A 10866-nucleotide genomic window follows, 5' to 3' on the forward strand; every position below is an offset into this window, starting at 1 on the left:
GGTAACCGACTGGTCGGTCATTTCGTATATGGATTGGGAGATGCGGCAATGAACACGATCAATACGGAGAAGACTTCAGGCGACAGAATGATGAATAAGCAGCCAAAGTTCGCGAAGCTGTGCCGACGCGTGGCAGGCGCACTGGTAATCGCGGCTTCGCTTGGGCTCGCGGGATGCTATGGGCCTCCGATGTCGCCGGCCGCGAGAGATACCTTGATTGGCGGTGCGGTAGGCGCCGGCGGTGGCGCGCTGGTCGGTTCCGCAGTTGGCAGTCCCGGAGTAGGCGCGGCGGTCGGTGGTCTGGCGGGTGCGGGCGCCGGTTACATCTACGGCAACCAACAGGAGCGCTATTACCGTTACGGCTACGGCGGCTACTAAGCGATATGCGCGGCCAAGCGGCACGAATAATTACTCGGACGATTGACTATTGCGTTTGCAAGTCAGCCTCGACTGTAGTATTTAGCTACTAGCAGTCGATACCGAACTTCCGCATCGGAATAGCAGTAGGAATCGATTGTCCGACCAGTCCGGCCGGGGTTGGACTGGCCGGAAGCCGACGGGCGCCTGACTGGGGTCAGCGCCCGCCTTTCATTTCAGACTCCTTGAAATTGATCTTCGTGAATATCCGTCCATGATCGCAGAGGAACGCGATCCGTCGCGATTTGACGGTCGTCCGAGCATCGCGAAAACCGCATTTCTGGCTCCGAAATCCCTCTCCCTGACCAGGGAGAGGTCGCCGCGCGCGCAGCGCGCGTCCGGTGTGGGACTCCAGGTTTGTCAGGCCCGCTTGCGAGCCTTCCAAACCTCTTCACATGGCCAGTGACGCGCCCACTCGGCGGTAACGAAGGGATAACGCGACGTGGCTCCGGCTGGAGGCCGGATCTCGACCATGTCCTCAACCTCGAACCCCGAACGCCTCAACATTCGAACCCAGTCGCCGTGTGACAGGTGAAACTCAACGCCCTGATCGCCGGGCCACTCGACCCGATACATCCCGAACGCTGGACGCAGCAGTCGATCGGTCGCAGCCATACCCTCCTCGGCCGGCACACACAACATCAGAAGGAACGAGTTGGTCAGGAAGATCAACTGACCATCTGGACGCAGAAGGCGCGCAGCCTCGGCAACCCAGCGCTGCGGATCTGCCCAAAGACAAGCGCCATACTCGGAGATGGCCAAGTCGAAACTCGCATCCGGATATGGGACGCTTTCAGCGTTGCCATGAATAAGCGGGAAGTCGAGACCGTGTTGATGTTGCAGGCGGCGAGCCGTGACGAGCTGCGCCTCCGAGTTGTCGATCCCTACTACGCGTGCGCCTCGCCGGGCGAGCCACGCCGAGACGTAGGCGGTGCCGCATCCGAGTTCGATCGCATCCTTTCCGATCAGGTCCTTGGGAAACATGCCGACGTCGAACTCCGGGACCTGCCATATGCCCCACACAGGAGTGTCCCTGGCCCAGGCGCTTTCGCCGGGTGCGACGTATTCTTGCGCCCAGCGGTCCCACTTCGCGCGGTTCTTCAGCACGTGTTCGGGTAGATCATCCATCGTACTCGCTCCGATCTGGTCGATAGTGATTCAAAGAAACCAGGACGAATCATTCAACACCGATTTAACTGCGACATCCATCTGGTTTGGAAAGGAGCGCAAACCCGCGCGGTGGGCCTCTCAACAAAGAGTGGACAAGGATCAAATGTGGCATCGGCGAGACCTTCCCGTCGATGCTCGTGTAGTGCTTCGCGATCCTTCAGGGAGCACGTGTCGCGACGTACTGCGTGTTGAACGCGTCACGTGGAGTAAGTGACTCGCTGGCCGTTGATCCTTCGATTTCCGGGCGATGAGCTTTCCAGCCGCACGGGTGCGCTCGAGACCCCGGCTCAAAGTGGGTCAACTTTCACGCGGGACGCTGACAATCTCAGGAAACGCGGGCTGAGGATGGGATTCTAGCCGAGATATACTCGGCCAGACGCTGCTTTCCGGATGCACCGATCGCGTTCGGCACTCGCACGTTACTGCTGTACGCGAGCGCTCCCACTAGAAAATCCACCACCTGACTTGGCACCGAGCTGATCGAATCCCGATACTCAATCAATCTGACGGGTGATCTGACTTGACGACCGTTCGAGGCAAATCGGTTGAGGTCCTGCCGCAGAGCCAGCATCGAGCCCGCGGCGCGTCGCCGCTGCGGATAGATATAGAGTTTCTGCGTATCTCGCGATTCGACTGCATAATGCCGCATCAGTAGTTCAGTCGCGCTGCTATAGCCAATGTCGGTGCGGGAATTTCGCCAATTCGCGTCTGACGAAGCCAGCTTCGAATATCTGAAGTCGATTTGGCCGCGATGCAGCGCGAACAGGATCGCATCGGCTACCGCTTTGTATACTTCAGCGTTACGGCTCGTCACCTTGTGCCATTTCAGCTCCGGCGCGTCACCAAGGTTTTGCTGCAGCAGCAGTTTGAGCTTCTTGCTCGATGCCGCGTTGACAACGACACACCCGGCCAGGCGAAATCGGTCAGACGCGCCGCCACTCTCATCGACGAACAGCCGGCGCGAGATCTTCTTGCCAGGATCTTTCCCGGCGCATTCTGCGCGCAGCGTCTCGCCCCGCAACGAGCTGCCCTTCGAGGCCAGCAGCTCGGCCGGCAGCAACGCCACCGCGGCCGCGAGACCGATGAATTTCCGCCGGCTGATCTTCACCTTGAGCGCCAACCTGTCAGAACGCGGGCGATACGAGGCGGCATAGACCGCCAGCTTCGACGGGGCTGTCGGTTTCCGAGATTTCGACCTGGGTGTTGCCGTGGTTGAGCCCGGTAAACTCGAAAGTGTCGGTCATCTGCCTGCATCCCGTAAGCAGCGGTATGAGCGGGAGCGAAGGAGCGCTGGGGGCGGGAGCCGCCGGTTTGAGGTCGAGACTCAAATGACCGACGTCTTCGGCATCAACGCTCATCGACGAATCAGACGCAATGGTGAAATTGCAGAACACGGTGTTGACGTGTTCGCCAAGCTCGCCGCCGGTGACATTGGTTCCGTCGGTGCGAAGCACGATGTAAATACCGGTCGGCTGTCCGGTTTGAGTGTGGCCCTGGCCCTTGCATACGTAAGTGCCCTGCAAAGGTTGGCCATTCATGCCCAGGATCGGCGAGGCGAGAGAAAGCGCATGGGCGCGGCCCGCCATCATCGGCATCGCAAGTAAGATCGTCAAGAAAGCTATTTTGCGCATGGGCTCGGCTCCTCGGTTGCGGCAGGCCAGCGTGATTGAGGCCTGCGGCCTCACGCGAGCAGGTAACATGCGGTTGGCGGCAATGTAAAGTTTCTCTACAAATTGTAATTATACAGAAAGTATAGGGACTTCTACTAGCAGTTGTATCGAATTCACAATGGCAGACGAGCGCGGCGTCGTTGCTGACGCCACGCTCGCACTTTCACGTTCAGTGATTACGCTCGGGATGCTGACTGGCCGAGCTCAGCGATGCCCGCCATGGCCGCCGCTCGCTCCGCCACCGTGCATGCCACCGCCGCCACCGTGGGATCCGCCACCGCCGCCGTGAAAGCCACCGCCTCCGCCGTGGAAGCTCCCATTGAAACCACCACCGTGGATTCCGCTGTTAACGCCACCGCCATGGAATCCGCCGTTGAATCCGGCACCGCCGCGAAAGCCTTCGTTATGGGCCACCGCAAATCCGTGGTTGTATGCTGGCGCGCCGAAATTGTGCGCGACGAAGCCGCCATGCTGCGGATACCAGTGGTCATGATCCCATCCGCTATGGCCCCAACCGCCATCCCAGCCGTGATTCCAGTAACCGCCGTAATAGCCAGGATAGCCGGCGCCATACAACCCGCCGGGATAATATCCACCGCCATAGAGCGGCTCCGAGTAAGCGTAGCTTGGATATCCGCCGCCGTAGCCACCGCCGTATCCGTATCCCGGGCCAACGTCGTAGCATCCGGCAAGCCCGAACATACCCACCGCCAACGCGACTATCGCGATCGATTTTAGCTTCATGGCTTTATCGCCAGTTGACGAGGGAATGTAGGTCGGAGCGGAGGGTCCGTTTGCAGGCTCGATGAACCGCAGCGCCAGCATCCGTGGACGCCAACCAGCGTCCTTTCTCTGATCACTAATACGAAATCGGTGCCAAGCAGTTTCCGCCGTTTTATAAGGGTTTTCGAGCTTCCGAACTGCGGTGCAGCGATCGCGGCACTAGCCGAAATTTCTTACTTCTCACCCTTAATGAATCTCAAGCTTCATCCTTAATGAATGTTCATCTGTGCGCGCCTCGGTTGATTTGTGCGCCCGCATTTCAGATAACGAAAGCTCGCGTATCGGTCGCTTCTTGAGCGGAGTCTGCACTGTGCAGCTTGGACTCGCGATGCGGCCAACTCGATCGCGACAGGGGAAATCGAAATGGGAGTTCTTTCAGGTTATCGCGTCATCGAGCTCGCAGGCATCGGACCCGGACCGATGTGCGCGATGCTGCTGTCCGACATGGGCGCCGACGTTATTCGCATCGATCGCCTGGCCGACGCCGGCCTCGGCATCGGCATGGACACCAAGTACAGCCTGCTCAATCGCGGACGCCGATCGATCGCGCTCGATCTCAAGAAGCCCGAGGCGATCGAGGCCGTGCTCAAGATGGTCGAGCGCGCCGACGCGCTCATCGAAGGCTTTCGTCCCGGCGTCACCGAGCGCCTCGGCCTCGGCCCCGACCATTGTCTCAAGCGCAATCCTAAGATCATCTATGGCCGCATGACGGGATGGGGCCAGGAAGGTCCGATGGCGCATGCCGCCGGCCACGATATCAATTACATCGCGCTCTCCGGCGCGCTTCATTCGATCGGCCGCCGCGGCGATGTGCCCGTGCCGCCGCTCAACCTCGTTGGCGATTTCGGCGGCGGCGCGCTCTACCTCGCGCTCGGAATCGTCGCCGGGATGCTCGAAGCGCAGAAGTCGGGAAAGGGCCAGGTCGTTGACGCGGCGATGGTCGATGGCGCGGCGTCGCTGATGACGGCGACCTACGGGATGCGCGCCTCAGGCTTCTGGAACGAGAAGCGCGGCGACAACATCCTCGATACCGGGGCGCACTACTACGAAGTCTACGAGACCAAGGACGGCAAGTACGTCTCGATCGGATCGATCGAAGCAAAGTTCTACGAGGAGCTGTTGCGCCTGTCGGGCCTGAAGGGCGTCGAGCTGCCGCGCCAGAACGATCGCAACGCGTGGCCCGCGATGAAGGACAAGCTGAAGGAAGTCTTCCGCTCCAAAACGCGCGACGAATGGTGCGAGATCATGGAGGGCAGCGACGTCTGCTTCGCGCCCGTGCTGAGTATGGACGAGGCCCCGCACCATCCGCACAACAAGCATCGCAGCACCTTCGTCGATCGCGACGGCGTGTTGCAGCCGGGCCCCGCGCCGCGCTTCAGCCGCACTCCGAGCGCAATCCAGTGCCCGCCAGCGAAACCGGGTGAGCATACCGAGGCAGCGCTCCGCGACTGGGGCTTCAGCGACTCCGATCTCGCGAACCTCAAGAGCCGCGGCGCAATCACCAAGTAGAATTCTGAAAAACGCCTCTCCCGCGACTTAACGGGAGAGGCGTTTTCTCAGGAGCGCGTGAAGGGCGGTCTGATTCGCGAAGCGAATCCGCCCGAGCCCCTTTCAAATCTGCGCCTTCCCTCATTCCGAGCAAGTGAGCATCGCGAACGCGCCGAAGAATCTCGAACCGCTGCGCCCACGCGCAGCCGGTACCGATTTTGTGATCGCGAGGCGCTCCTCAATGGTGCAGGCGCCGCTCCGGGCGCTCCGCGCGCGTCCGGCAGGTGAGGGTTCTGAGCGTTGCGCTCTGAAGTCACGCCGACACCGCCCGAAGCCCGTCACGTCACTTCACGATCAGCCCTTCGAGCTCGCCCTTCTCTCTCCATTTTGCGATCAGATCGAAAAACGCGAGCGCACCGTCCGGATAAGTTGCCGACAGGAAACCGCCCTCGCCCGTGCCCTCGCCATTGTAATAACCGGGCGTGCACACGCTCTGATACTTCGTCATCGAGTTGGTGCCGTTCACGATGCGCACCCACTCGGCTTCCGCTTCCTGGGTAGGCTCGATCGATTTCGCGTTTCGCCGATTAACCTCTGTGATCAGTTGCGCAATGTGATGCGCCTGCTTGTTCAGCATGTAGGTGAAATTCGCGGTGAGTCCCGTCTGCGTGAGCCCCATGTGGAAGCAATTTGGAAAACCGTGGCTAAGGAAGCCATGAAACGTGCGCATCCCGTTTGACCAGTAGTCAGCGAGCGAAACTCCGTCGCGCCCCTGCATCGCGAACTCGGCGCGCCGCGTGTAAGCAGTGCCGACCTCGAAACCGGTCGCGAACACGATGCAATCGACTTCGTACTCCACGCCGTCAACCACCACGCCATGTTCGGTCACGCGATCGACGCCCTTGCCCTTTGTATCGACCAGCTTCACGTTGGGCAGATTGAATGTATCGAGGTACTCATCGTTGAACGTGGGCCGCTTGCACCACTGACCGAACCACGGCTGGAGCGCCTCGGCAGTCTGCGCATCCTTGACCGTCTGCGCGACGCGCTTGCGGATGTCGTTCATCTTCTGAAAGTCGGCGATCTCGGCGAGCGCCGCTCTTTCATCGGCCGATAGATCCGAGTTGCTGCGGCTCGAGATCAACTCGCCCAGCTTTTTCAGCGGACTGGTCCATTTGTCGCGGACCTCGTCCTTTTCGAGCTCGACTCCATCGAGCAGCGCGGTGAAATTGCGATTGCGATACTCCTGCCATCCGGGCTTCAGCTTCTTGGCCCACGCGGGATCGGTCGGAGTGTTGTTGCGCTCGTCGACCGATGACGGCGTGCGCTGAAAGACGTAGAGCTGCTCCGCGTGCTGTCCCAGATGCGGGATGCATTGGATCGCCGTCGCTCCGGTCCCGATGATTCCGACCCGTTTGTTACCGAGCTTGTGCTGCCCGCCCGTCGTATCGCCGCCGGTATAGTCGTAATCCCAGCGGCTGGTGTGGAAGGTGTGGCCTTTGAAATTTTCGATTCCGGGGATCCCCGGCAACTTCGGCTTGTTGAGCGGTCCACTCGACATGATCATGAAGCGCGCTCTGAACTCGTCGCCGCGATCGGTTGCCACTGTCCAGCGCCCTGCTTCGTCGTCCCAGCGCGCCTCGGTCACCCGCGTCTGAAAGCATGCCTTCTCATAAAGATGGAATTGCTTTCCGATTCGCTGCGCGTGCGCGAAGATCTCGGGCGCAAACGAATATCTTTCCTTCGGGATGTAGCCGGTCTCCTCGAGCAGGGGCAGATAGAGGTAGCCTTCGACGTCGCATTGCGCACCCGGGTAGCGATTCCAATACCAGGTGCCGCCGAAGTCGCCCGCTTTCTCGATTATGCGGATATTGCTGATGCCGGCCTCCTGCAGCCGCACCGCAGCCAGCATCCCGCCGAAGCCGCCGCCTATCACAACCGCATCGAGGTCTTCGCTGAGAGCCTGGCGCTGGACGGGCTCGGCGTATGGATCCTCGTTGAAATGAGAAAACTGTCCGCTGATTTCCCGATACTGGCTGTTTGCGTCGGCGCGCAGGCGTTTCGTGCGTTCCGCCGCATACTTCTCGCGCAAGGCCGCCGGATCGAATCCCAATTCGTCCGCCGTCGGGATGCGGTTTTGAGTGACTGCCTCGCTCATCGTGTCAGTCCTCCTCTGTGAGTCAGGAGTATCTCTACCGCCACTTTATTTTCGCTGGCAATAGCCGCGGCGCACGGCGAAGATCGCGCTCATGATGTCGCAAGCGAATATCACGGCCGACACTCCGATGGGCGCGAACCTCGTCGCCGGCGGCGCGACCTTTCGATGCTGGGCGCCGCGCGCGACGGCGGTATACGTCAACGGCACCTTCGGCGGCGTCGCAATGACCGGTGAGACCGACGACTTGCTGATGATGTCCGACGGTCACGGCTACTGGACCGGCTTCATCGACGCGGCGGGCGACGGCGATCCGTATCACTTCTACGTCATCGGCGCGGGCTCGCAGGGCTACAAGCGCGATCCCTACGCGCGCGAGATGGCGCTCGACTCGCCGTTCCCGACCTGCAGTTGCGTGATGCGCAGCGCGACCGCGTATCCGTGGCACGATGCCGATTTCGTGACGCCCGATTTCTCCAACATGATCGTTTATCAGCTTCACGTCGGGACATACGCGCCTGCCTCGCCCGGCGCGGCGTCAACCTTTCTCGATGTCATAGGCAAGATTGACTACCTCGTCGCGCTCGGCATCAACGTGCTTCAGCCGTTGCCGATCGACGAGCTCGAGACGCAGCCGTCGCAGGGCTACAACGGCGCCGACTACTTCTCGCCCGACACGCCCTACATCGTGACCGATGAGAACGCGCTCGCCGGCTACCTCGCGACGATCAACCAGATGCTCGCGGCGAAGGGACTGGCGCCGATGACGCTCGCCGATATCAGCACCGCGCCAGCGCAGCTCAAGGCGATGGTTGACCTGTGCCATCTTAATGGAATCGCGGTGGTGTTCGACGTCGTCTACAACCACGCCGGCGGTTTCGAAGGCGACGACCAGAGCCTCTACTTCTGGGATCGCGCCGCCAATGGCGACAACAACCAGAGCCTCTATTTCACCAACATGGGATGGGCGGGCGGCCTCGCGTTCGCGCTCTGGAATCAAGATGTGAGCGAGTTCGTGATCAACAGCGCGGGATTCTATCTCGACGAGTTCCACGTTGACGGATTTCGCTACGACGAGGTAAGCGCGCTGCTCCAGCTCGGCGGCAGCTCCGGATGGGAGTTCTGTTGCAATATCACCGGCACCGTCAGGTACATGCGGCCGCGCGCAATTCAGAACGCCGAGCACTGGCCTGTCGATGGCAGCATCGTAACGCCGGTCGCGAACGGCGGCGCGGGCTTCGATGTCACCCAGCACGACGGCCTGCGCCTCGCGGTGCGCGCCGCCATCGCCCAGGCTTCGGCTGGAGCCAACGCGAGCATCGATCTCGATTCGGTCGCGGCGAATCTGTTTCCCTACAACGTCGCGCATGCATGGCAGGCGGTACCGTGCGTCGAAAATCACGATGTGGTGTACGTCGGCAGAGACCCGCGCATCCCGATGCTCGCCGACAGCAGCGATCCGCTGTCGTGGTATGCGCGCAGCCGCTCGCGCGTCGCGCTGGCACTGCTGCTGACCGCGCCGGGAATCCCACAGATCTTCATGGGCCAGGAGTTTCTCGAGAGCCAGCCGTGGAGCGACGATCCGACTGCCAGCGCCAATCTCATCTCATGGCCGGGCGCGAGCACCGCCGACAAGCCGAAGAACGATTTCCTGTGCTTCACGCAGGACTTGATTCGCCTCAGATGGAATCACCAGGCCCTGCGGGGCGATGCGATCAACGTCTTTCACGTTCACGATCAGAATCGCGTCATCGCGTACCAGCGCTGGATTCCCGGCGCGGGCCTCGATGTCGTCGTGGTCGCGACACTCAGCGAATCGACATGGTGGGGCTACGAAATCGGATTTCCGAGCGGCGGCCAGTGGCTCGAAGTCTTCAATAGCGACGTCTATGACAACTTCCCGAACCCTGAAGCTGCCGGCAACGGCGGCGCGATCACGGCGTCAGGCGGTCCGATGCACGGCCTGCCCGCGTCAGCATCGGTCGTCATCCCGGCCAACGGCGTTGTGGTATTCGCGCGCGACACTTCCGACTGACGCTGCTTGTCTGGTTTCGCTTGATCAGATAATCCCCGAACACGACAACTTCGAGTGAGGTTTCGATCATGGCAGAACTCAGAAATCGCCAATGGCTGCTCGCGGCCCGTCCGCAGGGCATGATCAAGGAAAGCGACTTCAAGTGGAATGAAACCGCGACGCGCGCGCTCAAGGACGGCGAGCTGCTGGTGCGCAACCTCGCCTTCTCGTTCGATCCGACGCAGCGCGGATGGATGTCGATGGATACCTACATGCCTGCGATTCCAATCGGCGAGCCGATGAAAGCCGGCACCGTCGGCCAGGTCGTCGAGAGCAAGCGCGACGGATTCGCCAAGGGCGACCTCGTGCAGGGCCTCTTCGGATGGGAGGATTACACCATCACGAGCGGCGCCGGCATCATGGGCTTGCAGAAGCTGCCCGCGGGCACCGATCCGCTCCTCGCGCTGTCGCTGCTCGGCACCACGGGCTTGACCGCATATGTCGGCCTTCTCGATTGCGGTCTACCCAAGGCAGGCGAGACCGTCGTCGTATCAGGTGCCGCGGGCGCGACCGGCTCCGTCGTCGGCATGATCGCGAAGATCAAAGGATGCCGCGTGGTTGGAATCGCGGGCGGCCCCGAGAAGTGCAAATGGCTCACGGCGGAAGCAGGCTTCGACGCCGCGATCGATTACAAGAATGAAAACGTCGGCGATGCGCTGGCGCGGACCTGCCCGAAAGGCATCGACATCTATTTTGATAACGTCGGCGGCGAGATCCTCGACCTCGTGCTGATGCGTCTCGCGTTCCGGGCTCGCGTCGTACTCTGCGGCGCGATCTCGCAGTACAACGAAGCAGCGGGCATCGCGGCGCATCCGCCGAAGAACTACTTCAACCTGCTCTTCCAGAACGCGCGGATGGAGGGCTTCCTGGTCTTCCACTTCTCGGACAAATTCCCGCAGGCAATCGCCGACATGTCGAAGTGGCTGGCCGAAGGCAAGATCATCAACAAGATCGATTTGGCGGAAGGCCTCGAAAACGCCCCCAAAACAATCATCCGCCTCTTCACCGGCGCCAACTTCGGCAAGCAATTGTTGAAGGTAGCGAATCCGCAGTAGGCTGACTGCGTTTGTTCTGAAGATCTGAAAAACATAGTGGGGTGGGGGTGCCAG

9 protein-coding genes are annotated in these 10866 nt (G+C 61.0%); 4 read left to right on the forward strand and 5 right to left on the reverse strand.

Annotated elements, in window-relative coordinates:
- The first annotated feature begins 90 nt into the window (after positions 1-90).
- Positions 91-378 (forward strand): glycine zipper domain-containing protein, encoded by a 288-nt coding sequence (locus tag VMA09_24020; protein ID HUA36693.1) that lies wholly within the window; start codon positions 91-93, stop codon positions 376-378.
- Between the two features lie 399 nt (positions 379-777).
- Here the strand turns inward: VMA09_24020 and VMA09_24025 are convergent, their stop codons facing one another.
- From VMA09_24025 to VMA09_24040, 4 genes are all read right to left on the reverse strand, one after another.
- A complete protein-coding gene (locus VMA09_24025; protein ID HUA36694.1) occupies positions 778-1545 on the reverse strand; it encodes a class I SAM-dependent methyltransferase in 768 nt (255 codons plus the stop codon).
- 367 nt (positions 1546-1912) lie between these two features.
- The gene (locus VMA09_24030; GenBank protein HUA36695.1) at positions 1913-2707 is read right to left on the reverse strand and encodes a DUF3800 domain-containing protein; all 795 of its coding nucleotides are present in this window, start codon (positions 2705-2707) and stop codon (positions 1913-1915) included.
- Between the two features lie 4 nt (positions 2708-2711).
- Complete coding sequence (locus VMA09_24035; protein HUA36696.1) at positions 2712-3218, reverse strand: hypothetical protein; 507 nt, start codon at positions 3216-3218, stop codon at positions 2712-2714.
- A gap of 243 nt (positions 3219-3461) precedes the next feature.
- Positions 3462-4001, reverse strand: coding sequence for a hypothetical protein (locus VMA09_24040; protein HUA36697.1), 540 nt, complete (start codon positions 3999-4001; stop codon positions 3462-3464).
- A 402-nt stretch (positions 4002-4403) separates the two neighbouring features.
- Between VMA09_24040 and VMA09_24045 the strand changes: the two genes are divergently transcribed.
- On the forward strand, positions 4404-5549 hold the full coding sequence (locus VMA09_24045) for a CaiB/BaiF CoA-transferase family protein (GenBank protein HUA36698.1): 1146 nt from the start codon (positions 4404-4406) through the stop codon (positions 5547-5549).
- Positions 5550-5871: 322 nt separating this feature from the next.
- On the opposite strand, the gene VMA09_24050 is transcribed toward VMA09_24045, so the two are convergent.
- Positions 5872-7686 carry an NAD(P)/FAD-dependent oxidoreductase gene (locus VMA09_24050; GenBank protein ID HUA36699.1) on the reverse strand — a complete coding sequence of 605 codons (1815 nt, stop codon included), beginning with the start codon at positions 7684-7686 and terminating at the stop codon, positions 5872-5874.
- Between the two features lie 94 nt (positions 7687-7780).
- Between VMA09_24050 and VMA09_24055 the strand changes: the two genes are divergently transcribed.
- Both VMA09_24055 and VMA09_24060 read left to right on the forward strand, forming a co-directional pair.
- Positions 7781-9718 (forward strand): alpha amylase C-terminal domain-containing protein, encoded by a 1938-nt coding sequence (locus VMA09_24055; protein HUA36700.1) that lies wholly within the window; start codon positions 7781-7783, stop codon positions 9716-9718.
- Between the two features lie 68 nt (positions 9719-9786).
- Positions 9787-10812 (forward strand): NADP-dependent oxidoreductase, encoded by a 1026-nt coding sequence (locus VMA09_24060; GenBank protein HUA36701.1) that lies wholly within the window; start codon positions 9787-9789, stop codon positions 10810-10812.
- The last annotated feature ends 54 nt before the right edge of the window (positions 10813-10866 follow it).

Source organism: Candidatus Binataceae bacterium (assembly GCA_035508495.1).
In the GTDB taxonomy this organism is placed as follows: domain Bacteria; phylum Desulfobacterota; class Binatia; order Binatales; family Binataceae; genus JASHPB01.